Origin of the sequence: Kitasatospora sp. NPDC089797 (genome assembly GCF_040684795.1) — a bacterium.
Lineage (GTDB): Bacteria > Actinomycetota > Actinomycetes > Streptomycetales > Streptomycetaceae > Kitasatospora.
Genome location: NZ_JBFBGS010000017.1, coordinates 1 through 23,360 on the forward strand (window position 1 = coordinate 1; position 23,360 = coordinate 23,360).

The window sequence follows — 23,360 nt, forward strand, 5'->3', positions numbered from 1 at the left end:
AGCCGACAGATCCCAAACAGGACAGTCGAGACGTCAGTCAGCCGAGGAGTCAGACCCACCAGCGACGTCACCACGAACATCATCACTGTCAGCCGTAGGCGGCGCTGTCCCACTCGGTGCCGGTGGCGGGCAGGGCCAGGGTGCTGTCGGGGCGGAGCCGGATGGTGACGGTCGCGCTGGGGGCCCGTTGGGAGTCCGCCCAGAATGCGGCCCATTCCCGTGCGAGCGCCTGCTGCCCGTCGTCGGCCCGGACACGGTCGTCGATCTGCTGGGCAGTGGCCTGTTCGTCGAACGGGAAGTTGCGCCGGTCGGTCACGACGACCGACGCGATGGCGTGTTCAGCCAGTTGCTGCATCGCCGTCTCGGGGTCGACGGCCGGGTCGTGCTCGGGGTAGGGGCTGCGGGGCGGGGCGTCCATGAGCAGGCGCAGGGCGAACACCGCGGTGCTGGGTACGTCCCCGGTGTCGGGGTGGACGGCGTGCAGGGCCAGGCGCACCAACTGCGGGGTCTGCTCGGTCACGCGGGCGTGCCACAGGCTTGACATGTCGTTGGTCGGCTTCCGGTCAGAGGGTGAAGGAGCCCTGGGAGATGGCCCGCGCGAGGCTGGCGATCTTCTGTGCGTCCAGGACGTTGTTGAAGGGGATCTCCTGCGGTTTGGTGGCCCGTGTCGATCGCCTGGCTCCCGGCGGTGCCGCGGCAGCGGGGACCGGGAACATGGCCTGGGCGAGACCGCCTTCCACGTCGTCGACGGTGAGGCCGGCACTGCCCCCGCTGCCCGCCAGGAACTGGTTGTGGGCGGTGGAGTTGGCCGTCCCGATCTGCTGCAGGAAAGCGTATTCGGGCCGAGTCCAAGTGGCGATGCGCGTGTAGTCGGCGAGCTCCTGGAAGGTCATGGCTGACAGCGCGACCGGCAGCCGGGGGTCGACCGGCTGGCGACTGGCGAAATTGAACGTGGCGTCCTTCTGGAGCGTCCAGCTCGGGTTCGCCTGTGAGCGGTCCAGCGTGTATTCGACGAAGCGCAGGGATTCGGGGAAGCAGTCGGAGGCGGCTTGCTGGGCCCCGGTTCCCGCGGTCGCGTTGTGAGGATGGTAGCTGAGGGAGACGCCGCAGTAGACGTACTGGTGATTGGCGGGCGCCGCAGCGGCGTTGTGAGTGCGCACCGCGCTGACGTCCGCCTTCAGCTGGCTCTCGTACGCGCTCTCGTAGCGCTGGTTGTCGCTCTGGGAGGCGACGACGAGGTTCTCGGCGGCGCCGTGCCCACCGGCGATGTTGTTGACGAGGTGGAAGCGGATCCAGTTGCCCTGCCGCAGGTGGCCGGCCCGCACGAGGTCCTGCAGGTAGTCCCACCCCGGAGGGTTCTGCTGGGGGGTGTTGCCCACGAGGGAGCCGTCGGTGATCATCTCCGAGTCGAGGGCACGCGCATACCCGGCCGACGAGCGGGTCGCTCGGTCGTCGAACCCGACCAGGGGCGTGCTCGTGATCGGGGTGGTGGGAGGCAGAGTCAGGCGCTGGACGGGCGGCGCGGTGGCGCCGGCCCGTGCGCCCTCGACCGGGTCCGGCGAGGACGCGGGTCGATCCGCGACCGGCCGGTGCATCGCGCGGGTCGCGTTCGCCTCGGCTTCGCGTTCGAACCGGTCGGACGGGTCGGAGACCCGCAGCCCGTCGCCGTTGTCGGTACCGGCGACGGGGCCCTGGCGCTGCTGGATGACGTGGGTGAGCTCGTGGGCAAGGGTGTGCTTGTCAGCGCCGCCGGCGCCGATGACGATGTGGCTGCCGGAGGTGTAGGCGCGGGCGCCGACCTCGGCGGCGGAGGCCCTGGCCGCGGTGTCGTCGTGGACGCGCACGTCGGAGAAGTCCGCGCCCAGGCGCGCTTCCATGTCGGTGCGGGTGGCGGTGTCCAGGGGACGCCCGCCGGTCGCCAGGACGTCGTGGACAGCGGAGCGCTGCACCGCAGCCGCCCCCTCAGCGGCCTGCCGGTGACCGCAGCCGGCCCCGTGCTCGTGCCGTTGCCGGCCGTCAAGCAGTCCGGCCCGGCGCATCATCTGCACAACGGCCGTATTGCCCACGGAGGCCTGCAGGGCGAGGATCCCCCGCGCGGAGGCCGGCGCCGCCGAGGCGGTGCCGGGCGCTCGTGCGGCAGTGCGCGCGGAGGCCAACTGCTGGCCGGGCTTGTGCTTCTGCTTGTGTGACACCGGTGCCGCCTTCTGTCGAAAGCCCCCCTTTGTGGGGGCGGAGTGAACGAGCTGCGAACCTCCTTGCCTACGGCATCCGGGCCACCGCGACCAGAGGCGTGAGGACAGTCTTCACGGCCGCAAGGGCACATCGGGGAACCCCTTGAGGGCAACCTGGCCGCCGCCCTCGACGCCTCCCCGATCGGCGACCCGGCCACCGTCGCCGAGGCCATCGCCACCTACCGCCACCGCCTGACCGTGCGCACCACCCCCGAGGCCACGGCCTCCCTCGCCGCACCCGTCTGTCGGCGGCCGGTCGGAATCCCCGGCTGGCGGCCATCAGACGGGGAGTCGCCGGCCTCGGAGCATCGCTGCCTTCGGTGACGGCGCTGGTGTCCGCCGCAAGGTCCCGAACGGGCGGGGATCCAGGACCGATGCCACGGACTCAACAGCGCTCGCCGACCGCTGACGTGCGGGGAGGCTTCGGACAGAGGGCCGTGGAAGGCGCAAGGTCGGTGGCCTTCGGCTAGGCGTCCGCCTCCTGGGACGCGGCCCGGGCCGCCTCGCGGGCAGCGCGGATGGCCGTCAGGTTGTCGACCAGCCGGACGGCTTCGGTCGCCGGGTCCATCGGCATGGCCAGCAGGGCGCGCACGTAGGCCGGGGCCAGTACCAGCTCGAGAACGTCCAGCCAGGTCAGAACGGTCGCGCCGCTCGCGTCCAGGGTGGCCTGGATCTGGCGGATGCGGGGCTCGGCGAAGTCCAGCCCGTTGCCGCCGCCGGCGCCCGCCCGGAGCAGGGCGCGGAAGAAGGCCAGGTGGTTGGGCTCGGCCACGTCGTGCAGCAGACGGGTGACCCAGGCGAGGAGGTCGGCGTGCAGGTCGCCGGTCGCGGGCATGGGCGAGCGACTGCCCAGCTCGTCCACGACGGCGTCGATGACCAGGCCGTCGGCGCTGCGCCAGCGCCGGTAGACCGTGGCGAGGTGCACGCCCGAGCGGGCCGCCACCTGCGCGATGTCGACCGTGCCGTCGCTCGATTCGGCCAGCAGCTCACGGGTGGCCGCGCGTACGGCCTCGCGGGTGCGGGCGGTGCGGCCGCCGGGCCGGGCTGTCCCTGTCGCTTGTGTCACCCCTCCACGCTACCGCGAATCTCTTGCATTAGCGCGCCCGACAGGGCTACGTTAAACGCGAATCATTCGCATGAGCGACCGAGCGGACCGGAGAATCCCGTGGCCCACACACCCGCACCAGCACACGCACACGCACTCGTCGTCGGCGGAGGGATCGCGGGCGACATGACCGCCCTGCTCCTGGAACGGGACGGTTGGAAGGTCACCGTCGCGGAGATCGCCCCGGCCTTACGCACCGGCGGACAGACCGTCGACGTGCGCGGCGACTCCCGGGAGGTACTGGAACAGGCCGGCCTGATCGAACAGGCCCTGGACTGCCTCGTCCCCCAGCGCGGAGCGGCCTGGATCGACGCACGGGAACGGCGACTGGCCACGATGCCGGTCGAGGCCTTCGACGGACGCGGCCTCGTCTCCCGCGAGGAACTGCTGCGCACCGACCTCGCCCGGATCATCCACGAGGCGGCCGGACCGGGCGTGACCCACCGCTTCGGCGAGACCGTGGACGCACTGGAGGACACCGCCACCGGCGTCCGCGCCCGCTTCCGCAGCGGCACGGAGGAGGAGTTCGACCTGGTCGTCGGCTCCGACGGCGCACACTCCCGGGTCCGCGCCCTGCGCTTCGGCCCGGAGGAGAACTACCGCAAACCCCTCGGCCTCGCCCACGCCTGGTTCACCCTCCACGAACAGCCCGACACCCCGGCACTGGACAGCTGGTTCCTCATCCACAACGCCCCCGGCCGCCTCAGCGTGGAAGCCCGCCCCGGACACCCCGGCCAACAGGAGATCGGCCTGACCTTCGCCGCCGACACCCTGCCACCCCGCAACGACCGCCAAGCCCAACTCGCCCTGCTGGACCGCACGTTCGCCGGAGCCGGCTGGCGCACCGCCGAGTTCCTGGCCGCCGCCCGAGAGGCCACCGACTTCGCCCTCGACACCCTCGACCAGATCCACATGCCGAGCTGGCGCTCCGGCCGGATCGTCCTGCTCGGCGACAGCGCCTGGTGCGCGAGCCCGCTCAGCGGCCTGGGCACCGCCCTCGCCCTGCGCGGCGCGGCCGAGCTGACCACCGCACTCCGCACCGCCGGCGCACCCGCCGACCTCACCCGAATACCCACCGCCCTGGCCGACTTCGAGCGGACCATGCGCCCCCGGGCCGCCTCCGCCCAGCAGCTCCCGCCCGGCCGGGTCGCAGCCGCAGCACCGAACACGGCCTGGGGCATCCGGGCCAACGCCCTCGCGATGCGCGCCATCCAGTCCCCCGCACTGCGCCCGCTCATGAACCGCGCCTTCAACGCCTCCGAGCACGGCCGCCGGACAGGGCCCGCCCCCGCACCGCGGACGACCCCCGCGACCTGACATCCCTGCGGACGTTCCTCAGCTCTTCGACCGTGTTGGACCGCTCGCTCCGCGGGATGGGAGGTCGTGCTGGAAGCCCCTGCCCTCCTCTCCCGCGGATCTGTCCGGACGAACCCCGGCCTGCGTCCGGCGTCCCGCAGCACGGCCCTTCACCTGCTCGACGCCTCGGTGATGTCCGCGGTCGTGTTCACGTCCGGTGTTCTGCAGGTGGTGTTCGACACCGGCTTGCACCTGACGTGCGCGGGCGGCTCATCGACGGAGGCATGCAACATCATCGGCCCACAGGGGTGGCCCTTCACGTCGATGGCCGGCAGTGGTCTTGCGGTCCTCCCAGTGATCCTCGCGCCCGACAGCGCAGAGTCTCGGCGAGGGGCCGGGTCGAGGCGGGTGAGGCGCTCGGCGGCGGTTGCCCCCGCCCGGGGCCGGCCAGGGGTTCGGCCGGTCTCGGGCGGGGGCGGTGCTCAGCGGCAGACGAGCTTTTTGCGTGCGAGTTCCTGGACGGTGCCGGGGGAAACCGGGGTGTCGCAGGAGACGGTGCCCTCGATCTCGGCGTCGAAGGTGCTGTAGGTGGGGTGGGAGCCGAAGGCGTAGGCCCAGTACCCGTCGCCGGGGTCGTTGTTCGAGGGGTAGCGGGGGAGGCAGACGTAGGCGTCGGCCTTGCCCTGGACGCGGTTTGTGCCCTTGAACACCGCGTAGTCGCCGGGGCGGGAGAAGTTCAGCGTGACCTTCTGGGACCACGTGCTGGTGCTGGACTTGGTGTTCTGGACGGAGAATCCGACCTTGATGGAGACCTTGGCGAAGAACGCGCCCACCTCCGAGTTGATCTCGGTCGAGGCGTTGAACGTGGTGCTGACGTTCTGGACCTCGGTCACGGTGGTCTCGATGGAGCCGGTGGTGCCGGGGGCGATGGTGATGCCCTTCCAGTGGGTGAGCACCGGGTCGACGACGGCGGTCGAGACCTCGTACAGCCCGTACCGGGACACGCGGGGGTCGCACGGGCCGCCCGGTTCGGCCGCGTGGGCCGTGCCCGCGCCGAAGGCCGAAGCTGCCACGGTCAGGACGGCGAGCGCGGCGGGTAAGGAGAGCCGCCGCAGGAAGGTGTTCGCCAAGAGGACTCCTCGGGAGGGGAGGCGCCAGGCCGTCACACCGTCGACACCTGGCATGGATTTGTCAGATCATGCCCCGGTCGCCTCCACTGCACACCCACAACTCCCCTGCAGGAAAAGACGGTTGGCCGTGCATGTGCGCACCGAGGCGGTCGGGATCTTCCCCGCCTGCGACGCCGTCCTTCGCCTGGACGGCGCCGTTCTGGCCGAGCGGGCCGAACGGCGGCTGCTTCAACCGTGACAAGCCCGCCGCCGTTCTGCTCCGCGAAAGGCCGAGCTCACCGTCACCGTCGGTGACGCCATCGCTCTCATCGGGCGCCGCCCCGCCTCCGCCGTCGGCCGGGCCCGGGTCTCCTCGCCCCGGTTCCCCGTCTGCTGCCGGGAACCGGGGCGAGGAGGTGCACCAAAGCCCGGATGGTCACGGGACCCGCCGTTCCAGCCTCCGCTGGCGGCGGGTCAGAGCTGCTGCAGGGCGCCCTCGGCGCGCAGGTCGGCGAGGGTCGGGTAGCCGTCCACCGCCATGATCAGGTCGGCCTCGGCGAGCAGCGAGCGCAGTACGTGGACGATGCCGTCCGCGCCGCCGACCGCGAGTCCGTAGGCGTACGGGCGGCCGACGCCGACGGCGGTGGCGCCGAGGGCGAGGGCCTTGATCACGTCGGCCCCGGAGCGGACGCCGGAGTCGAACAGCACCGGCAGCCCGTCCGCCGCCTCGACCACGCCGGGCAGGGCGGCCAGGGCCGGGAGGCCGCCGTTGGCCTGGCGGCCGCCGTGGTTGGAGCAGTAGACCGCGTCCACGCCGCCGTCCCTGGCCCGGCGGACGTCCTCGGGGTGACAGATGCCCTTGAGGATGATCGGCAGCTCGGTGAGGGAGCGCAGCCAGGGCAGGTCGTCCCAGGTCAGCGGGTTGCCGAAGATCTGCACCCACTCGCGGACGACGGCCTGCGGGTCCTCCTCGGGGGTCTTGGTGAGGCGGGCCCGGAAGACCGGGTCGGAGGTGTAGTTGGCGAGGGCGTGGCCGCGCAGCTGGGGGAAGTTGCCCGTGCTCAGGTCACGCGGGCGCCAGCCGGTGATCCAGGTGTCCAGGGTGATCACGATGCCCTTGAAGCCGGCGGCCTCGGCCCGGTGGACCAGGCTCTCGGCGAGCGCCCGGTCGGTGGGGGTGTAGAGCTGGAAGAAGCCGGGGGTGTCGCCGAACTCGGCGGCGACCTGCTCCAGCGGATCCACCGTCAGGGTCGAGGCGACCATCGGCATCCCGCTCCTGGCGGCGGCGCGGGCGGTGGCGAGGTCGCCGTGCCCGTCCTGGGCACACAGCCCGATCACCCCGATCGGCGCCATGAACAACGGCGACGGCAGCCTCAGCCCGAACAGGTCGACGCCCAGGTCACGTTGGGCGGCGCCGACCATCATCCGCGGCACCAGCCCGTACCGCTCGAACGCCGACACATTGGCCCGCTGGGTGAACTCGTCCCCGGCTCCGCCCGCCACGTACGACAGCACCGAGGGCGGCAGTGCGGCCTGCGCCCGTGCCTCCAGTGCGGCGAAGTCCATCGGCATGGTCGGCTGGACCCCGAAGAGGCCCTCGAAGTAGATCTCGTTCTGGAAATCCCCGTACTGGCCCTTCGACTTCACGTCCACCGTGCTCGCCGTCCTTCCGACACCGCCCGTCCGGGACCCTCCCGGTTGCGGCAGCTCCCACCGTGCCGACAAAGCCGCCCGGGGGCCATGTCCCCGGCACCAGTGGACGCCGCCCGGGTTTTGTCGCCACGGACAGAACCGCTGTCGGGGAGGGCGGATCAGGCCGCGGTGTCGGCCCGTACGGCGTCCTGGTACCGGTGGGCTCCCCCGGCGGCCCGCCGGATCCACCAGGCGGCAACGTAACAGCCCAGCGCGGCGAACAGGCCGGCGCCCGCGCCCTTGGCCGCGTCGGAGAGCAGCCCTTCGGCCACCTCCGCCGACGGCAGCCCGGCGGCCGCCCGGGCGGCGAGGCCCGACCAGGCGTGTGCGACGGCACCGGCCGACGCACACAGGGCCAGGGCCAGCAGGACCCCGCGCCGGACCCCGCCGGTGCGGAGCCGGCCGCGGCGGCGCCACCCGTACGCCGCGAGGGCGGCGAGGCCGCCGACCGTGCTCAGGTGCTGCAACGCCCGCGCCCAGGTGAGGCTGCCGGCCGCGGTGTCGTTCAGCCAGGGCACCTGGGTGACGACGAAGCCGTCGTAGTGGGTGAATGAGTCCCAGACCAGGTGGGTGGCGATGCCGAGCAGGGCGGACAGCAGCACCCACCCGGCGCGCCGCGCCGACGCGCCGACGGACCGGGCGGGCGGCGGGTCGACGGGCAGCCGCAGCAGACCCGCCGACGGCCGGTGGGCGGCCAGCAGCAGGCCCCAGAGCAGCAGGGTGTACGGCAGCGTGACGGTGAGGACGCCGGAGACCGCGTGGGTGGTGGTGGCGTTGACGAAGGGCTCGTACCAGGACTGGGCACTGACCGGCAGGCCCGTGGTGGAGACGAAGTAGGGCAGGTCCGGGGCGACGGCCCCGGCGACCAGGGCGGCCCGGCTGAACGGGCCGCGCAGCAGCGGCAGGACGGCTGCGGGGTGGGACAGGGTGAACGGCATGGGTTTCCTCTCGCACGGACCAATAGTCCGTTGAACGGAATGCTACGTCAAACGGACTAATGCCTGCGCGACACAGCACGAACCCCGCCGCGCGACCGGGACCGGCCGCTCGACGGGGTTCGAGGGTTCGAGGGTTCTGGAATTCAGCGTTCGGCGTTCAGTGTTCGGCGTCCAGGCGCGAAGGATCAGCGCAGGGTCCGCCCCAGCCGGGCCGCGAGCGGCACACCCGCCGCGCCGATCATCAGCACGGCCGCCAGGCAGGCCGTCGCGGTCGCGTCGCCCCACGCCGTGCCGCAGGCCTCGGCGAGCAACGGCGGGGCCGCCAGGGCCGTCGCCGCGAGCTGACGGCCGGCACCGGATCCGGCACCGGCCCCACCGCCGGTCCCATCGCCCGATCCGCCACCGGACGCACCCCGCCAGGCCAGCGCCACGCCCGTCCCGGCGAGGACGAGCAACGGCCAGCACCCGTAGTCGGTGCTGACCCACGGCAACACGTGCGCGGCAACGGCCGCCAGCGGCACCAGTACCAGCGCGACCATGGCACCGGCCACACCCGCCCGGCCGCCCGCCATGCCCTCCGCCCGCCGGTCCGGCGGGCAGGCCACCAGCACCGCCGCCGCCAGCACCGCCGCGACCGGGGTCGCGACCGGGGAGCCGAGGGCGGGCCCGCTCACCACCGCGCCCACCGCGTAGCCGAGCAGCCCCGCCACCGTGCAGGGCACGCCCGCCCGCCACCGGCCGGCCAGCGCGGCCGCCGCCCCGGCGAACACGAGCAGGGCGGAGAACAGCAACACGCCCCAGGCGCCCGACAGTTCGAGGCGGAGCTGGAGGCCCACGGGCGCGGGCGAGGCGACCAGGCCGGCGTAGCGGCGCAGCAGGTGCAGGCCGCCCGCCGCCGCCGCGGCGCCGAGCACCAGGGGCTGGGCCGGGCCGAGTACTGTCGCGAGGGTGCCGGCCGGGCCCAGTCCGAACCGCAGCCGCAGGCCGTGCGCTGCGAGGTCCGCGCCGTCGCGCAGCCGCACCCGCAGCGGTTCACCGGCCGTCAGCTCGTGGAAGGTCGCGGCGATCTCCGCGCCGTGGGCGTGCCGGTAGGCGGCGGGGTAGAGCCGCAGGACGTGGTCGATCATGTACCGGTCGCCGCCGGGCGGGGGGCGGACAGCCGCCGGGTGGCCTCCCGCGCCGTCGCCGCGAGGCGTTCGGCCTCGGTCGCCAGCCGGTCGCGCCCGCCCGGGGACAGGGTGAAGATCCGTCGGGCCCGGCCGTCGACGACCTCCTCGCGCTCGACCTCGATCAGGCCGTCGGCCAACAGGCGGTCCAGCGCCCCGTAGAGGGCGCCCGTGCGCAGCGAGACCCGGCCGTCGGTCATGGCCTTGATCTCCTGGGCGATGGCGTATCCGTGCCGGGGGGCGTCCGCCAGGGCGGTCAGGACCATCACGGTGGGTTCTTGCATCACACGCTCGCTCACCCCACGACGATAGTCACTCCGGCTGACCATCTCAACGGATCGGGTCTTTTCCACGAAGCTGGACACCGCACACCCGGCGGCCACCGCCCCGGAGCCCGCCCCACCGCGAGTCCGTTCAGTACAGCCCGATCGCCCGGCCCGCTCAGCAGACCCCGCTCACCCCTGGAGGCACCGTGCCCGACCCGTCCGCGTCCGCCGATCTGCTCGACCGGTTGGCGCTGCCCGAACTCGCCCGCTCCGCCGCCCGGATACAGCCCGAACTCACCTCCCTGCGGCGCCAGTTGCACCAGACACCGGAGCTCGGACTGGATCTGCCGCTGACCCGGGACCGGCTGCTCGCCGCTCTCGACGGCCTGCCGCTGGACCTCACCCTGGGCGAGGAGCTGAGCTCGATCACGGGCGTGCTGCGCGGCGGGCGCCCCGGGCCGAGCGTGCTGCTGCGCGCCGACATGGACGCACTGCCCGTCCAGGAGAACGTCCGGGTGCCGTACGCCTCCAGGGTCCCGGGCGCGATGCACGCCTGCGGGCACGACCTGCACATGGCCGCACTGGTCGGCGCCGCCCGTCTGCTGGCCGAGCGGCGCGCGGAGCTGGCGGGCGACGTGGTGCTGATGTTCCAGCCCGGTGAGGAGGGGGCGGGCGGCGCCCGCCGGATGGTGGACGCGGGCGTGCTGGAGGCGGCCGGCCGGCGGGTGGTGGCCGCGTACGCCCTGCACGTGGCCGCCGCACTGCTGCCCAACGGCCTGGTCGCCGCCCGCCCCGGGCCGATGCTGGCCGCCTCGGACACCCTGTGGGTCACCCTGCGGGGGCGCGGCGGGCACGGGTCCAGCCCGCATTCGGCGTTGGACCCGGTCCCGGCCCTGTGCGAGGCGGTGCTCGCCCTCCAGTCGATGGTGACCCGGCGGATGGACGCCTTCGACCCGGTGGTGCTGACCGTCGGCACCCTCGCCGCCGGCACGGCGGCCAATGTGATCCCCGACGAGGCGCGGTTCTCCGCGACCGTCCGCTCCTTCTCCGCGCGCTCACGGGACCTCGCGCACACCGAGGCGCTGCGGGTGGTGCACGGGATCGCGGCCGCCCACGGGCTGACGGCGGAGGCCGAGGTGGAGCCCGGCTACCCGGTGACCGTCAACGACCCGACGGAGGCGGGCTTCGCGGCCGACCTGGCGGCCCGGCTGCTCGGACCGGAGCGGTACGTGGAGATGCCCCGGCCGATCGCGGGCTCCGAGGACTTCGGCGTCGTGGCCGCGCTGGTCCCGTCGGCCTACCTGATGCTCGGCGCCGCCCCGACGGACGGCCGCGACCCGTTCGCCGCGCCCTACAACCACTCCCCCGACGCCGAGTTCGACGACAGCGTGCTCGCCGACGGCGCCGCCCTGCTGGCGGGCCTGGCCCTGGGGAGGCTGGCCCGGGGGTAGCACCGCCCGGGCCGGCGGACGGCGGGGAGAGCACCGCCCGACCCGGAGGGCGCCCCGTCACCTCCCGTCGAGGCCGAACGGCCGCGCCTCCGGGCGCGGCCCGGTGTAGCTCGCCCGGGCTCGCATCCGCAGCGGCTCCTCCTGGTACTCCTCCACCGCGTGGGCCAGCCAGCCCGGGGTGCGGGCCACCGCGAACACCACCTCGCCGGCCTCGGCCCGCAGTCCGGCGGCCAGGGCGAGGGCGGACAGCGCCAGGTCGATGTTGGCCCGCGGCCCCGGCCCGCCGGCCGGGGCGGCCGCCGCCTCCACCTCGGCGACGGCCGCCACCACGGCCGCACCGCCGTCCAGCCGCCCCACCGCGTCGAGCAGCGCCGCCGCCCGGGGGTCGCCGTCGGGGTAGAGCCGGTGGCCGAGGCCAGGGATCGGGCGGCCGGTGCGCAGGTAGTCGGAGACCACCGGCACCGCGCCGCCGGCCAGCACCTCGGCGAGCATCCGGTGGGCCAGCGGGCTGGCCGCGCCGTGCAGCGGGCCGTCGGTGGCGCCGAGCCCGGCCGAGACCACGGCGTACGGATGGGCCCGCGCCGAGGCCGCCACCCGGGCCGCCACGGTGGACACCGCCAACTCGTGGTCGATCAGCAGCACCAGGGCGCGGTCCAGGCAGGCCAGCGCCTCGGGGGTCGGTGCGGCGGGGGCCAGCCGGCTCCACAGCCGCGCCGCCAGTGAGGCGTCCGGCCCGGGGTCGGGCGCGGTGCGCGGCAGGGCCTCCACCATCCCGGCGATCAGCGCCGCCCCGGCCGCCAGCACGGTCTGCTCGCGCAGGTCGAAGCGGAGCGGGTCGAGTGCGGCCGCGACGGTGACGGAGATCCGCAGCCGGTCCGGCAGCCGGATGCCGTCCGGCAGCGCGGCGGCGGCCCGGGACAGCGCCTCGGCGGTGGCGGGCGGCACCCGCAGGGCGACCGGGGCGTCGGCGCCCAGGCCCCAGAGCCAGCCGACCGCGGCCTCGAAGCCGTGCCGGGTGGCGAGTTCGACGGCGTCCCGGCCGCGGTAGTAGAGCCGGCCGTGCTCGATCAGGGTCAGCCCGGTCCGCACCGTGACCGGTTCGCCGACCACCGGGCGCACCGGGGTGCGCCGCCCGCGGGCGGCCAGCTCCGCCACCTCGTCGGCGTCGAAGGTGCTGCCCTTGCCGTCCGGCGCCCGCTCGCTGCTGAGCTGCCCCCGGCTGGCGTAGGCGTACACCGTCTCCACCTTGACGCCGAGCCGTTCGGCGACCTGCCGGGTGGTCAGGCGTTCGCCCATGGTTCCCCTCGTCTCCCGCCGCACCTCGATCACCGCACCTCGATGATGATCCGCAGTATTCCATATTGATTTCAATCAACATTGACAACATCGATCAATGCTCGGAGAGTACGAAACGTCACCCGGAACGAGCCCCCGAGGAGGGCCACCGCCATGTCGAGCACCACCCAGCTTTCGAGCACCACCCAGCCGTCGAGCACTGCCCAGCCGTCGAGCCCCACCCCGATAGAGGTCCCGCGCGGCCTGAAGGGCGTCGTGGTCACCGAGACCGGACTCAGCGACGTCCGCGGGCTGGAGGGCTTCTACCACTACCGCCAGTACTCGGCGATCGAGCTCGCCGAACAGCGCACCCTGGAGGACGTCTGGCAGCTGATGCTGTTCGGCGAGCTGCCCGACCCGGCCGGGCGCAGCGCCTTCCTGGCCCGTACCGCGCCGCTGCGCCGGCTCCCCGACGCGCTCCGCCCGCTGCTGCCCGCGCTCGCGGCGGCCACCGCGCACGGCGGCCCGCTCAGCGCCCTCGGCGCCGCGCTCTCGATCGCCGCCGCCGACCGCGGCGTCCGGCCGCTCTACGACACCGCCCCTGAACGGCGGGTCGAGGACGCGCTGTTCGCCACCGCGCTGGTGCCGACGGTACTGACCGCGCTGTACCGGCTGCAGCAGGGCGAGCAGCCGGTGGAACCGCGCGACGACCTCGGCCACGCGGCCAACTACCTCTACATGCTGACCGGTGAGGAGCCCGAGCCGGCCAAGGCCCGGGCGATCGAGCAGTACCTGATCTCCACGGTGGACCACGGCTTCAACGCCTCCACCTTCACCTCCCGGGTGATCGCCTCCACCGGGGCCGACCTGGTCGCCTGCCTGGTCGGCGGGCTGGGGGCGCTCTCCGGGCCGCTGCACGGCGGTGCGCCGAGCCGGGCGCTGGACACCCTGGACGCGATCGGCACCCCGGACCGGATCGACGGCTGGATCCGGGAGCACGTGCTGGCCGGTGACCGGATCATGGGCTTCGGCCACGCCGTCTACCGCACCGAGGACCCGCGCTCCCGGATGCTGCGCGGGATCGCCCGGTCCTTCGGCGGCGAGCTGGTCGACCTCGCCGTCCAGGTGGAGGCCCGGGTCGAGGCGATCCTGGCCGAGCTGAAGCCGGGCCGCGAGCTCCACACCAACGTGGAGTTCTACGCGGGCGTGGTGATGCACCTGTGCGGCCTGCCCAGGGACATGTTCACCCCCACCTTCGCCGCGGGCCGGGTGATCGGCTGGAGCGCCAACATCCTGGAGCAGGCCGCCGATCCCAAGATCATCCGCCCGGCCGCCCGCTACACCGGCCCGGCCGCCCCGCAGCCGCTGCCGGCGGACCGGGCCGCCTGAGCGCCCGTCCCGCCTGAGCACACGCACCGCCTGAGCGCACCTACCACCCGGGCAACCGTCCGCACCACCTGACCGCCGGGCCCCGTCGTCGAGCCGACGGGGCCCTCTGCGCCGAATCGTCGCGTTCCGTTCAAGCCCCGCTCACCCCATCATGGAACGGTGTCAGCCGCGCCTACGCGCGTAGCACTCCCCTGTACCCCCACACGACAAGGGACTTGACTGATGCTCAGACGCCTCGACGCCATCCGCCCGCTCGCCCTGGGCGCCGTCGTCCTCACCGTCCTCGCTGGTGCGGGCGCCTCGCCCCACCGGGCCGTGGCGGCGCCCGCGACCACCACCGCGCCCACCGCCACGGCCGCCAAGCACCGCGTCCTGTTCGACGCCAGCAAGGCGGAGACAGCCGGCAACGCCGACTGGATCATCAGCACCAGCCAGCCCGACCCGCTCGCCGAGAACGCCGACCCCCAGTCCGAGAGCGACTGGACCGGCGCCATCTCCAGTTGGGGCGTCGCCCTCCAGAAGACCGGCCAGTACAGCCTCAAGACCCTGCCGAGCGGCTCCACCATCACCTACGGCACCGGCGGGGCGCTGGACCTCGCCAACTTCGACGAGTTCGTGCTGCCGGAGCCGAACATCCGGCTCAGCGCCGCCGAGAAGACCGCCGTGATGACCTTCGTCCAGAACGGCGGCGGGCTGTTCCTGATCTCCGACCACACCGGCAGCGACCGCAACAACGACGGCTGGGACTCCCCCGCCATCATCAACGACCTGATGACCACCAACTCGGTCAACAACAAGGACCCGTTCGGGCTCTCCGTCGATCTGCTCAACATCCAGACCGACAACCCGACCGCGATCAACGACGCCACCGACCCGGTCCTGCAGGGCCCCTTCGGCACCGTCACCGGCAGCATCATCCGCAACGGCACCACCTTCACCCTCAAACCCGCCGACAACCCCTCCGTCAAGGGGATCGTCTACCGCACCGGCTACTCCGGCACCACCGGGGCCTTCTTCGCCACCAGCAGCTTCGGCAAGGGCCGGGTCGCCCTCTGGGGCGACAGCTCGGCCATCGACGACGGCACCGGTGAGTCCGGCAAGACCCTGTACGACGGCTGGAACGACCCGGCCGGCACCGACGCCGCGCTCGGCCTCAACGCCACCGCCTGGCTCGCCGCCGGCGGCAGCGGCACCACCGGCGGCGTCACCCTCGGCAACCCGGGCCCCCGCACCAGCACCGCCGGAACCGCCACCAGCCTCCAGCTCTCCGCCACCGACACGGCCGGCGGCACCCTCGGCTACCGCGCCTCCGGCCTGCCCGCCGGGCTCGGCCTCAACGCCACCACCGGCCTGATCAGCGGCACCCCGACCACCGCCGGGAGCTACTCCGTGACGGCCACCGCCACCGACTCCACCGGCCCGTCCTCCTCCGTCACCTTCACCTGGACCGTCCGGCCCACCGGCGGCGGCTGCACCGCCGCCCAACTGCTCACCAACCCCGGCTTCGAGGCCGGTTCGACCACCGGCTGGACGGAGACCAACACCAGCGGCAGCAGCGCCATCAACAGCGGCTCCGGCGAGCCGCCGCACTCCGGCAGCTACGACGTCTGGCTGGACGGCTACGGCAGCACCAACACCGACACCATCGCCCAGACGGTGACCCTGCCGGCCGGCTGCAGCAGCTACACCTTCAGCTACTGGCTGCACATCGACACCGCCGAGCCCACCACCACCGCGTACGACAAGCTGACGGTCACCGCGAACGGCACCACCCTGGCGACCTACTCCAACATCGACGCGGCCACCGGCTACCAGCAGCACAGCCTCGACCTGTCCGGCTACGCCGGGCAGACCGTGACCCTCAAGTTCACCGGCGCCGAGGACTACACCAAGCAGACCTCCTTCGTCCTGGACGACACCGCCGTCAACGTGGCCTGAGCCGCGGCCGGTCGGCCTCCCCGCCCGGGGAGGCCGACCGGCGACGCCGTACCGGGCGCCGCAGCTACGGCCGCAGGGCGACGGGCTCCGCGAGGGCGAGTCCGGACCAGCGCTCCACCTCCTCCGCATGACTGCCGACCGCCGTCACCCGGGCCACGGCGGCGGCCTCCTCCGGGGTCGGACCGCCCGCCCGCCGGGCGAGCAGCGCCAACGGCCAGGCCGGTGTGCCGAACCGCCCGCCGTCGAAGGCGTGCCAGTCCCAGGCGGCGTCGAACCGCCAGGCCCGGCCGTCCCGGTCCGCGACCTCGTCACCGGGCTCCAGGCAGGCGAAGGGCCGGTAGAGCAGCCGGATCCGGAAGGGCTCACCGCCCGCCGGGTCCAGCTGGTACGTCTGCTCCTCGACCCCGGGGGCATGGGTCTCGCCCTGCCGCAGCAGGCCGAGGTACCGGGCCGGCCGGGGCAACCAGCCCGTCTCCAGGGGCGGTTCGAAGTGCTGGACGTCCACGACGTACATCACCGTCGGCGGCACCCCGACCCGGCAGACGTCGCCCGCCGCCAGCGCGTCCGTCGACGGCTCGGTGCGGAAGAGCGAGCGCTCCCAGCCGTACTGCTCGGGCGTCGGCAGCGCCACGCCCCCGTTCCACCGCACGCCCGCCGCCAGCGGGTCGACCTCCCACCACGGCCAGCGCAGCGAGACGTGGCCCTGCCCGACCCCGGTGACCGTCACCTCGGTGAACGGACACTCCACCATCAGCACGTCACCCCGCCGGAACCGGTCTCCCGCCGCCGGTCGCCGGTCCGTACCCGCGTCCACCATGTGCCCTCCCCGAACCTCGTCGACGCCCGAGGAGATCATCACAGCCGGGACCGACAGTCCCCCGGCGCGTTCGGAACACCTGGTCCGAACACCTGCTCCGAACACCTGCTCCGAACGCCCGGCCCGAACGCCCGGTCCGAACGCCCGGTCCGAAACCCGCCGGTGCCGGCCGCCCACGCGCCGCAGACTGGACCCGGCGCGGGCGGCTCCGACGGACGGTCGGCCCCGCCCGCGCCGTACCGACTACCAGCGAGGGACCCCCGTGACCACCCGCACCGCGACCGCCGCAGCCCGGCAGCGCGTCGACTCGGCCGACTGGCCGGCCCTCACCGAGGAGCTCGACGCCCACGGCTGCGCGCTCACCCCACAGTTGCTCACCCGCCCGGAGTGCCGTGAGCTGGCCGCGCTCCACGACCGGCCCGAACTCTTCCGCAGCACCGTCGACATGGCCCGCCACCGCTTCGGCTCCGGCCGGTACCGGTACTTCACCCACGACCTGCCCGAACCCGTCCACGCGCTGCGCCGGGCCCTCTACCCCCACCTGCTGACCGTCGCCCGGGCATGGGCGGCGAAGCTCGGCCGCCCCGCGCCCTGGCCGGACGACCTGGACGAGTGGCTGGCGCGCTGCCACGCGGCCGGGCAGTCCAAGTCCTCGCAGATCCTGCTGCGGTACGGGCCCGGCGACTGGAACGCGCTGCACCGGGACCTCTTCGGCGACCTGGTCTTCCCGCTCCAGGTCGTCGTCGGCCTCGACGAGCAGGGCACCGACTACACCGGCGGCGAGTTCCTCCTCGTCGAGCAGCGCCCCCGCGCCCAGTCGCGCGGCACCAGCACCGTGCTCCCCCAGGGCCACGGCCTGGTCTTCACCACCCGCGACCGGCCGGTCCGTTCGGCCCGGGGCTTCTCGGCCGCCCCGGTGCGCCACGGGGTCAGCACCGTCCGCTCGGGCCGCCGGCACGCGCTCGGCCTCGTCTTCCACGACGCCTGAGGCGGCCACCCCATGACCACCCCCATGACCGCCCCCGGCCCGCGCACCTACCGGCTGCTCGGCCCGGACGGCCGCAGCCTCACCAGCACCCGGCCGGGCACCCTGGGCGGCTACCGCCCCGGCCGCATCTACGGGCGGCTCGACTGCCCGTCGGCCCGGCGCGCCATCGCCGCCGGGGGCTACGTCCGCCACCGGGTCTTCTTCGCCGACGAGCCCACCGCCCTCGCGGCCGGCTACCGGCCCTGCGCCGTCTGCCTGCCCACCACGTACCTCCGCTGGAAGGCCCGACAGCAGGCGGAGCACCGATGACCTCGTCCCCGCTGCTCCGCCCCGCCGCGCTCGACGCCCACCGACCGCTGTCCGCCCCCGCCGACCACACCGACGCCGAACTCACCGCCCTGCTCGGCCTGTTGACGACCGCCCGCCCCCGGATCCACACGGTCGCCATCGGCCACAGCCGGGACGACGCCTCCAGGGCCGCCGCCGAGGCCTTCACCGAGGCCTGGCGGGCCCGCGGCGGATCGGTCCTCGCCGTCGTCGACTGGCCGGAGCAGGCGGCCTCCTGGCTGCGCCCGGCGCAGCGGCTGACCGCCCAGGCGCCGGACGCCTGGGTGATCGCCGCCGCCCCGCTCGGCTGGATCCAGCTGGCCCGGCGGCTGCGCCACAGCACCGCGTGGTCCCCCGGCCGGACCTTCGGCTTCGCCGCCCTGGCCGAGCCGCGCGCCGTCGCCCTCGCGGGCCCGGACGCCCCGGACGGTCCGCACACCCCGGACGATCCGCACACCCCGGACGATCCGCACACCCTGGACGGCCTGCGCGGCGCCACGGCGGACGGCGGCCGCTGGGAGGTCCGGCACGGCCGGCTGGTCACCCCGCCGCCCTCGGACGGCGGTGACCGATGACCCCGCCCCACCGGTACGCCCGGACGGCGGGGGACGTGAACGGCGAGCGGGTGGCCGCCCCTCCCGGACCCGCCGCGTTTGGCGGACCGTACCGCCGGGATACCCATGCCGCATGGTTCCCACCGAAGTCGCCGACGCGCTGCCCGAGCTGGTCCCCTTCCTCCGCGCCGTCCAGCAACGGCGCCCCGACGACGGCACCTGGTGCGAGGGCTGGACGGTCCGCGACGTACTGGCCCACCAGGCCGGCACCGCCGAGGAGCTCGCCCGGGTGCTGCGGGCCGTCCTGGCCGGCGCCCCGGTGGAGACCCGCGGCTTCACCCGGGAGGCCCCGTACCGGCGGATGTCCGACGCCGAGCTCTGGACGGCTTTCACCAGCCGCTGCGCGGAACTGACCGAGGTCGCCTCGGCGGCGGCGGGCGACCTGGCCCCCGAGACGGAGATCGGCTGGACCGGCCGGACGGTCACCGTGCCGTTCTTCCTGGAACACCTGCGCGAGGAGCTGGTCATGCACCGCTGGGACCTCACCGGGGACGACCGGACCGCGACGGCCGCCCTGGACGAGCCCTGGATGACCCGGCACACCGTGCTGTCCGTCGGACGGCCCCTGCTGGTCAAGGGCGCGGCCGGGCTCGGCCTCGGCCCCGGTGGCAGCCCGGTCGAGGGCCGGCTGCGCGTCCCGGGCACCGACGACGTGCTGGTGACCGCCGACGCCGGGGGCGTCGGCATCGGGTTCGCCGCTGCGGAGGGCCCGGCCACCGTCGAGAGCGACGCGGCCACTCGGGTGCTCCTGCTCTGGGGGCGCCGCCCCGCGGACCCGGGCCGCTGGCACAGCACCGCCGGACCGGAGGCCCTGCTGAGACTCCGCAACCTCCTGGGCGGCTACTGAGCCCGGCACCGTCCCCATCCGCCGTCACCACCCGCCGTCACCACCCGCCGTCACCGGCCCGGGCGCCCGGCCCTGAACGGGCTAGCCTCCCGGGCGCGGCGCACCGTCCGGCGGTGATCCTGAAGTCCGGCCGCGCCGGGCGGTCTTCCGCTGCGCGGCGGCAGGCACGAGACTCCAGGTCCCGCGGTACGCGACACCCGGTACGAGCCGACCGGCTCGCCGGAAGCCCTGAGGAAGGAAGCGGCAGGTCATGGACGCATCCGCACAGATCGGCGTGACGGGGCTGGCGGTCATGGGCCGCAACCTGGCACGGAACTTCGCCCGCAACGGCTACACGGTCGCCGTGCACAACCGCACCCCCGCCCGGACCAGGGCCCTCGTCGAGGAGTTCGGCCGGGAGGGCAGGTTCGTCCCGGCCGAGTCGGCGGAGGAGTTCGTAGCCGCGCTGGAACGGCCCCGCCGGCTGCTGGTCATGGTGAAGGCCGGCGAACCGACCGACGAGGTGATCGAGGAGTTCGCCCCGCTGCTGGAGCCCGGCGACATGATCATCGACGGCGGCAACGCCCATTTCCTGGACACCCGCCGCCGCGAGAAGTCGCTGCGCGAGCGCGGCATCCACTTCGTCGGCAGCGGTGTCTCCGGCGGCGAGGAGGGCGCCCTGCACGGCCCCTCGATCATGCCCGGCGGCTCAGCCGAGTCCTACACCGTGCTCGGCCCGATGCTGGAGAGGATCAGCGCCCACGTGGACGGCGAGCCCTGCTGCACCCACATCGGCACCGACGGCGCCGGGCACTTCGTGAAGATGGTGCACAACGGCATCGAGTACGCCGACATGCAGCTCATCGCCGAGGCCTACCACCTGCTGCGGGAGGTCGGCGGCCACTCCCCCGCCGAGATCGCCGGGATCTTCCGGCGCTGGAACCAGGGGCGGCTGGACTCGTACCTCATCGAGATCACCGCCGAGATCCTCGCCCACACCGACGCCGACACCGGCAGGCCCTTCGTCGACATCGTCCGGGACGCCGCCGAGCAGAAGGGCACCGGGCGCTGGACCGTCCAGACCGCGCTCGACCTCGGCTCCCCGGTCACCGCGATCGCCCAGGCCACCTTCGCCCGGGTCGCCTCCTCCCGGGCCGAACTGCGGGCGGCCTACCGCCCGTTGCCCGGCGGCACCGAGCCCGACCCGAGCCCGCAGGAGGCCGAGCGCTTCACCCGGGACGTCGAGCAGGCCCTGTACGCGTCCAAGGTCATCGCCTACGACCAGGGCTGGACCATGATCCGCGACGCGGCGGCCGAGTATGGCTGGGACATCGACCTCGGCGCGGTGGCCAGGATCTGGCGCGGCGGCTGCATCATCCGGGCCGCCTTCCTGGACCGGATCCGCGCCGCCCACGCCGACAGCCCGAGCCTGGTGAGCCTGCTGGCCGAGAAGCAGTTCGCCGGCGAGGTCTCCGACGCCCAGACGGCCTGGCGCACGGTCGTGGCCGCGGCGGCCCGGCGCGGCATCCCGGCGCCGGCCTTCTCCGCCGCGCTCGCCTACTACGACACCCTGCGCAGTGAGCACCTGCCCGCCGCGCTGATCCAGGGTCAGCGCGACTTCTTCGGCGCTCACACCTACCACCGCACCGACCGGCCGGGCAGCTACCACACCCGCTGGGCCGAGCCCGGCCGCCCCGAGGAGCGGACGGACACCGGGGCGTAGCCGGTCGGGCGGGCCCGAACCGGGGCGTCACCGGTCGGGCAGGCCCGGCCGACCAGGGGTCGTGGACGGTCAGGGGCCGTGGACGGTCAGGGGGCCGACACCCGGAGGACGCGCCGCAGCCAGCGGGTGCGGGCCTCCTCGGCGTCCCGGCTGACGGCCGCCTGCGGGGCGAGGCTGTCGAAGCCGTGGCAGGCGCCGGACCAGACGTGCAGTTCGGCCGCGCCGCCGGCCCGCCAGATCGCGTCGGCGTAGCCGACGACCTCGTCCCGGAAGATCTCGGCGGAGCCCACGTCGAGGTAGGCGGCCGGCAGCCGGGACAGGTCGGTGGCGCGGGCCGGGGCGGCGTACGGGGAGAGGTCGGCGGCGCCGTACCGCTCGCCGAGCACGGCCTGCCAGGCGGTGGCGTTGGAGGTGCGGTCCCAGGTGTCGTGGCCGGCCAGTTGGTGGCTGGAGAAGGTCTCGCCCCGGTCGTCGAGCATCGGGCTCAGCAGCAGTTGGCCGAGCGCGGCCGGGCCGCCCCGGTCGCGGGCCAGCAGGGCGAGGGCCGCCGCCAGCCCGCCGCCCGCGCTCTTGCCGCCGATCACCAACCGCCCGATGTCCAGGCCCAGTTCACCGGCGTGCCCGGCCAGCCAGTCGAGCCCGGCGTAGCAGTCCTCGACGGCCCCCGGGAAGCGGGTGCCCGGTGCCAGCCGGTACTCCACGGACACCACCGCCAGCCCCAGTGGCAGCACCCAGGACTGCAGCACTCGCGGCAGCACGGACCACGCGTTGCCCATCACCATCCCACCGCCGTGCAGGTAGTAGAGCACCGGCAACGGCCCCCGGGCCCCGGCGGGCCGCGCGCTGACCAGCGTGACCTCGCCCTCCTCGCCGCCCCGCGGCACCCGCAGCTCCGCCACCTCGAACCGGCCGCCGTCCCGCAACCGATCGAGCGTCGGCCTCGGCCGGGCGGCGGCGTCCCGCTGCTGCCACGCCGCCAGCCCCTCCGGCGTGAGCACCTGCCGCACCTCCGGACCGGCGGCCGCCACCGCCGCCCGCACCTCCGGGTCCAACGGAGGCACCCCGGGCACCACCGATCCGTCCACCACGACCACCCCTCCCCGGCGACGCCCGACCGGCCCAGCTTGCCAGCCCGGCCCGCGCGGAGGTGCGGCAGGTCGGGCCGGGCCCGGTCGGCCTACTCCCGTCCTGCCCCCACCGGGCCGTGGAATTCCCCTCAACCAGCCGTTGAATTAGTCTCGTTGGCCTTTCCGGCAGGACCCGCCGAATACTCGATTCCGGCGGCGGGAACCCCGAACGCCCCGAGAATTCCGACGACCCCGGAGGTCCTTCATGAGCCATGACGTCGACTACGACAGCACTTCCGTCAAGACGCCCGAGGAGATCTCCCTGCTGCGGATCGCCGGCGGCATCGCGGCCCGGGTGCTGGACGACCTGACGCCGCACATCGTGCCCGGGGTCACCTCGCGGCAGATCAACGACATCGCCCACGACCTCATCGTGTACACCCACGGCGCGGAGATCGACCGCGAGGACCTCTCCGGCTACGACTCCAGTGAGTTCGCCTGCATCTCCATCGCCCACAACGACATCGCCTTCAGCGGCGAACCGAGCGGAATCCCGCTGAGGAAGGGCGACCTCTTCGGCGTCGACGTCAGCATCCGGAAGAACGGGTGGTGCGGCGACACCCAGCGGATGTGGATCGTCGGGGACGGGGCCACCCCCCGGGACCGGCTGCTGAACGCCGTCGGCCACCAGGCGATGTGTCTGGGCATCAGCCTGGTCCGACCGGGGGCGCGGCTGCAGGACATCGCCCGCGAGGTCCAGGCCTACGTCGAGTCGTTCGGCTTCTCGATGCTGCGGGTGGCCAGCGGCACCGGCCATTCGATCGGCCGGGTGCACGCCGACGGCTGGCTGATCCCGTACTACGAGGACCCGAGCCACGAGGGCCGGGTGCTGGCGGAGGGCATGGTCATCACCGTCGAGCCGTTCATCTGCGCGGGCAGCGGCGAAGGGCTGCGGCTGGCCGACCCGACCCGCTCGGCGGTGACCGCCGACGGATCGCCCGCCGTCTACTGGGAGCACGTGGTGGCCGTCACCGGGGACGGCTGCGAGGTGCTCGACCTGCGCGAGGGCGAGGACGTCACCTTCTACGACCACCGCCGCCACGACCACCGCCGCCACGCCGCCCGCCGGTAGCGGGCGGCGG

21 protein-coding genes and 1 pseudogene are annotated in these 23,360 nt (G+C 74.1%); 11 read left to right on the plus strand and 11 right to left on the minus strand.

Annotated elements, in window-relative coordinates; translation table 11 throughout:
- Positions 1 to 88 precede the first annotated feature (88 nt).
- The 3 genes from AB0O91_RS15410 to AB0O91_RS15420 form a co-directional block, all read right to left on the minus strand.
- Positions 89 to 520: a hypothetical protein gene (locus tag AB0O91_RS15410; protein ID WP_363432416.1), complete on the minus strand. Its 432-nt coding sequence runs from the start codon at positions 518 to 520 to the stop codon at positions 89 to 91.
- A gap of 43 nt (positions 521 to 563) precedes the next feature.
- Complete coding sequence (locus AB0O91_RS15415) at positions 564 to 2,156, minus strand: DUF4157 domain-containing protein (RefSeq protein WP_363432756.1); 1,593 nt, start codon at positions 2,154 to 2,156, stop codon at positions 564 to 566.
- A gap of 541 nt (positions 2,157 to 2,697) precedes the next feature.
- Positions 2,698 to 3,297 carry a hypothetical protein gene (locus AB0O91_RS15420; RefSeq protein WP_363432418.1) on the minus strand — a complete coding sequence of 200 codons (600 nt, stop codon included), beginning with the start codon at positions 3,295 to 3,297 and terminating at the stop codon, positions 2,698 to 2,700.
- Positions 3,298 to 3,396: 99 nt separating this feature from the next.
- On the opposite strand from AB0O91_RS15420, the gene AB0O91_RS15425 reads away from it, so the two are divergent.
- Together AB0O91_RS15425 and AB0O91_RS15430 are read left to right on the plus strand one after the other, a co-directional pair.
- Complete coding sequence (locus AB0O91_RS15425; RefSeq protein ID WP_363432421.1) at positions 3,397 to 4,653, plus strand: FAD-dependent monooxygenase; 1,257 nt, start codon at positions 3,397 to 3,399, stop codon at positions 4,651 to 4,653.
- Between the two features lie 60 nt (positions 4,654 to 4,713).
- Positions 4,714 to 5,220 (plus strand): annotated as a pseudogene (locus AB0O91_RS15430) (DUF6188 family protein); the annotation flags it as partial.
- On the opposite strand, the gene AB0O91_RS15435 reads toward AB0O91_RS15430, so the two are convergent.
- The 5 genes from AB0O91_RS15435 to AB0O91_RS15455 all read right to left on the minus strand — a co-directional run bounded on the left by AB0O91_RS15435 (position 5,115) and on the right by AB0O91_RS15455 (position 9,821).
- Positions 5,115 to 5,762 carry a hypothetical protein gene (locus AB0O91_RS15435; RefSeq protein ID WP_363432423.1) on the minus strand — a complete coding sequence of 216 codons (648 nt, stop codon included), beginning with the start codon at positions 5,760 to 5,762 and terminating at the stop codon, positions 5,115 to 5,117. The pseudogene AB0O91_RS15430 and the gene AB0O91_RS15435 sit on opposite strands and share 106 nt — an antisense overlap.
- A 453-nt stretch (positions 5,763 to 6,215) precedes the next feature.
- Complete coding sequence (locus tag AB0O91_RS15440; protein WP_363432426.1) at positions 6,216 to 7,394, minus strand: alpha-hydroxy-acid oxidizing protein; 1,179 nt, start codon at positions 7,392 to 7,394, stop codon at positions 6,216 to 6,218.
- 158 nt (positions 7,395 to 7,552) lie between these two features.
- A complete protein-coding gene (locus tag AB0O91_RS15445) occupies positions 7,553 to 8,371 on the minus strand; it encodes a DUF4184 family protein (protein WP_363432429.1) in 819 nt (272 codons plus the stop codon).
- 185 nt (positions 8,372 to 8,556) lie between these two features.
- Entirely contained in the window at positions 8,557 to 9,498 is a 942-nt protein-coding gene (locus AB0O91_RS15450) for a hypothetical protein (RefSeq protein WP_363432432.1), read from the minus strand.
- On the minus strand, positions 9,495 to 9,821 hold the full coding sequence (locus tag AB0O91_RS15455) for a PadR family transcriptional regulator (RefSeq protein ID WP_363432759.1): 327 nt from the start codon (positions 9,819 to 9,821) through the stop codon (positions 9,495 to 9,497). The genes AB0O91_RS15450 and AB0O91_RS15455 overlap by 4 nt, the downstream gene beginning before the upstream one ends.
- A 233-nt stretch (positions 9,822 to 10,054) precedes the next feature.
- Here AB0O91_RS15455 and AB0O91_RS15460 point away from each other — a divergent pair, with 233 nt between their 5' ends.
- On the plus strand, positions 10,055 to 11,254 hold the full coding sequence (locus AB0O91_RS15460; protein WP_363432761.1) for a M20 family metallopeptidase: 1,200 nt from the start codon (positions 10,055 to 10,057) through the stop codon (positions 11,252 to 11,254).
- A gap of 57 nt (positions 11,255 to 11,311) precedes the next feature.
- Here AB0O91_RS15460 and AB0O91_RS15465 read toward each other — a convergent pair whose 3' ends face one another.
- Positions 11,312 to 12,550 carry a citrate synthase gene (locus tag AB0O91_RS15465; protein WP_363432435.1) on the minus strand — a complete coding sequence of 413 codons (1,239 nt, stop codon included), beginning with the start codon at positions 12,548 to 12,550 and terminating at the stop codon, positions 11,312 to 11,314.
- 153 nt (positions 12,551 to 12,703) lie between these two features.
- On the opposite strand from AB0O91_RS15465, the gene AB0O91_RS15470 reads away from it, so the two are divergent.
- Together AB0O91_RS15470 and AB0O91_RS15475 are read left to right on the plus strand one after the other, a co-directional pair.
- On the plus strand, positions 12,704 to 13,918 hold the full coding sequence (locus AB0O91_RS15470) for a citrate/2-methylcitrate synthase (protein WP_363432437.1): 1,215 nt from the start codon (positions 12,704 to 12,706) through the stop codon (positions 13,916 to 13,918).
- Between the two features lie 222 nt (positions 13,919 to 14,140).
- A complete protein-coding gene (locus AB0O91_RS15475) occupies positions 14,141 to 15,856 on the plus strand; it encodes a putative Ig domain-containing protein (RefSeq protein ID WP_363432440.1) in 1,716 nt (571 codons plus the stop codon).
- Positions 15,857 to 15,920: 64 nt separating this feature from the next.
- On the opposite strand, the gene AB0O91_RS15480 is transcribed toward AB0O91_RS15475, so the two are convergent.
- Positions 15,921 to 16,607: a hypothetical protein gene (locus AB0O91_RS15480; protein WP_363432442.1), complete on the minus strand. Its 687-nt coding sequence runs from the start codon at positions 16,605 to 16,607 to the stop codon at positions 15,921 to 15,923.
- Between the two features lie 328 nt (positions 16,608 to 16,935).
- On the opposite strand from AB0O91_RS15480, the gene AB0O91_RS15485 reads away from it, so the two are divergent.
- The 5 genes from AB0O91_RS15485 to gndA all read left to right on the plus strand — a co-directional run bounded on the left by AB0O91_RS15485 (position 16,936) and on the right by gndA (position 21,151).
- Positions 16,936 to 17,661 (plus strand): 2OG-Fe(II) oxygenase, encoded by a 726-nt coding sequence (locus tag AB0O91_RS15485; protein WP_363432445.1) that lies wholly within the window; start codon positions 16,936 to 16,938, stop codon positions 17,659 to 17,661.
- A gap of 12 nt (positions 17,662 to 17,673) precedes the next feature.
- Positions 17,674 to 17,970 carry an Ada metal-binding domain-containing protein gene (locus AB0O91_RS15490; protein ID WP_363432448.1) on the plus strand — a complete coding sequence of 99 codons (297 nt, stop codon included), beginning with the start codon at positions 17,674 to 17,676 and terminating at the stop codon, positions 17,968 to 17,970.
- Entirely contained in the window at positions 17,967 to 18,563 is a 597-nt protein-coding gene (locus AB0O91_RS15495) for a hypothetical protein (RefSeq protein WP_363432450.1), read from the plus strand. The genes AB0O91_RS15490 and AB0O91_RS15495 overlap by 4 nt, the downstream gene beginning before the upstream one ends.
- Positions 18,564 to 18,675: 112 nt before the next feature.
- Complete coding sequence (locus tag AB0O91_RS15500) at positions 18,676 to 19,449, plus strand: maleylpyruvate isomerase N-terminal domain-containing protein (protein WP_363432453.1); 774 nt, start codon at positions 18,676 to 18,678, stop codon at positions 19,447 to 19,449.
- 250 nt (positions 19,450 to 19,699) lie between these two features.
- Entirely contained in the window at positions 19,700 to 21,151 is a 1,452-nt protein-coding gene (gene gndA, locus AB0O91_RS15505; protein ID WP_363432455.1) for an NADP-dependent phosphogluconate dehydrogenase, read from the plus strand.
- A gap of 86 nt (positions 21,152 to 21,237) precedes the next feature.
- Here the strand turns inward: gndA and AB0O91_RS15510 are convergent, their stop codons facing one another.
- Positions 21,238 to 22,239 (minus strand): alpha/beta hydrolase, encoded by a 1,002-nt coding sequence (locus AB0O91_RS15510; RefSeq protein ID WP_363432457.1) that lies wholly within the window; start codon positions 22,237 to 22,239, stop codon positions 21,238 to 21,240.
- 244 nt (positions 22,240 to 22,483) lie between these two features.
- Between AB0O91_RS15510 and AB0O91_RS15515 the strand changes: the two genes are divergently transcribed.
- Complete coding sequence (locus AB0O91_RS15515) at positions 22,484 to 23,350, plus strand: M24 family metallopeptidase (RefSeq protein WP_363432460.1); 867 nt, start codon at positions 22,484 to 22,486, stop codon at positions 23,348 to 23,350.
- The last annotated feature ends 10 nt before the right edge of the window (positions 23,351 to 23,360 follow it).

Coding starts and splice junctions, on each gene's coding strand:
- AB0O91_RS15450 (WP_363432432.1), bottom strand. CDS start 9,498: ATGATCGACCACGTCCTGCGGCTCTACCCCGCCGCCTACCGGCACGCC.
- AB0O91_RS15465 (WP_363432435.1), bottom strand. CDS start 12,550: ATGGGCGAACGCCTGACCACCCGGCAGGTCGCCGAACGGCTCGGCGTC.
- AB0O91_RS15480 (WP_363432442.1), bottom strand. CDS start 16,607: ATGGTGGAGTGTCCGTTCACCGAGGTGACGGTCACCGGGGTCGGGCAG.
- AB0O91_RS15455 (WP_363432759.1), bottom strand. CDS start 9,821: ATGCAAGAACCCACCGTGATGGTCCTGACCGCCCTGGCGGACGCCCCC.
- AB0O91_RS15490 (WP_363432448.1), top strand. CDS start 17,674: ATGACCACCCCCATGACCGCCCCCGGCCCGCGCACCTACCGGCTGCTC.
- gndA (WP_363432455.1), top strand. CDS start 19,700: ATGGACGCATCCGCACAGATCGGCGTGACGGGGCTGGCGGTCATGGGC.
- AB0O91_RS15475 (WP_363432440.1), top strand. CDS start 14,141: ATGCTCAGACGCCTCGACGCCATCCGCCCGCTCGCCCTGGGCGCCGTC.
- AB0O91_RS15495 (WP_363432450.1), top strand. CDS start 17,967: ATGACCTCGTCCCCGCTGCTCCGCCCCGCCGCGCTCGACGCCCACCGA.
- AB0O91_RS15470 (WP_363432437.1), top strand. CDS start 12,704: ATGTCGAGCACCACCCAGCTTTCGAGCACCACCCAGCCGTCGAGCACT.
- AB0O91_RS15445 (WP_363432429.1), bottom strand. CDS start 8,371: ATGCCGTTCACCCTGTCCCACCCCGCAGCCGTCCTGCCGCTGCTGCGC.
- AB0O91_RS15515 (WP_363432460.1), top strand. CDS start 22,484: ATGAGCCATGACGTCGACTACGACAGCACTTCCGTCAAGACGCCCGAG.
- AB0O91_RS15500 (WP_363432453.1), top strand. CDS start 18,676: ATGGTTCCCACCGAAGTCGCCGACGCGCTGCCCGAGCTGGTCCCCTTC.